This window comes from Thalassolituus sp. UBA2009, from assembly GCF_002335285.1.
Lineage (GTDB): Bacteria > Pseudomonadota > Gammaproteobacteria > Pseudomonadales > Oceanobacteraceae > Venatoribacter > Venatoribacter alkanivorans.
In genome coordinates this window covers 19,312-20,059 of sequence record NZ_DDCJ01000035.1, presented here as the reverse complement: position 1 = coordinate 20,059, position 748 = coordinate 19,312, and the positions used below count along the sequence as shown (strand labels likewise).

The following is a 748-nucleotide window of genomic DNA, read 5'->3' as shown; positions in this document are numbered from 1 at the left end:
TATCGCTGAGCAGTTCCTGTGGACTCTGCATGGCGAAAAGCCTTCTGAACTGCACACTCAGGTGATGCACGCGTCATTAACGCTGTATGCCGAGCACGAATTTAACGCTTCTACCTTTACCGCCCGTGTGTGTGCTTCCACCCTGAGTGATATGCACTCCTGTGTAACCGGTGCCATTGGTTCCCTGCGTGGCCCGCTGCACGGCGGCGCCAACGAAGCAGCGATGGAGCTGATTGAAGGTATGAACGATCCGGAAGATGCTGAGCAAAAACTGCTGGGTATGCTGGAACGCAAAGAAAAAATCATGGGCTTTGGCCACGCGATTTACTCTGAATCTGATCCGCGTAATGCCGTGATTAAAGAATGGTCTGAAAAGCTGGCCAAGGCGAACGGTGATACCTCGCTGTACGATATTTCCGTACGTTGTGAAGCCGTTATGTGGCGCGAGAAGAAACTGTTCTGTAATGCCGATTTCTTCCACGCCTCGGCGTACAACTACATGGGCATTCCAACCAAGCTGTTCACCCCGATTTTCGTATGCTCCCGCCTGACCGGCTGGGCAGCGCACGTGATGGAGCAGCGCGCCGACAACCGCATTATCCGCCCAAGCGCGGAATATACCGGTGAAGAGTTCCGCCCGGTACCGGCGATTGCCCAGCGTTAAGAATCCAGGGCCTGTCGACACTAAGTGAATCAGGCCTGCTGAGAACCAGTTTTTCTCAGAACGAGGAGAGAGGAGTGATATTAG

Annotated in this window: 1 protein-coding gene; it reads left to right on the top strand. The window is 53.7% G+C overall.

What is annotated here, in order from left to right:
- A partial coding sequence (locus B3P58_RS03955; RefSeq protein ID WP_286716167.1) for a citrate/2-methylcitrate synthase occupies positions 1-664 on the top strand: 664 nt, incomplete at its 5' end.
- Between the last annotated feature and the right edge of the window lie 84 nt (positions 665-748).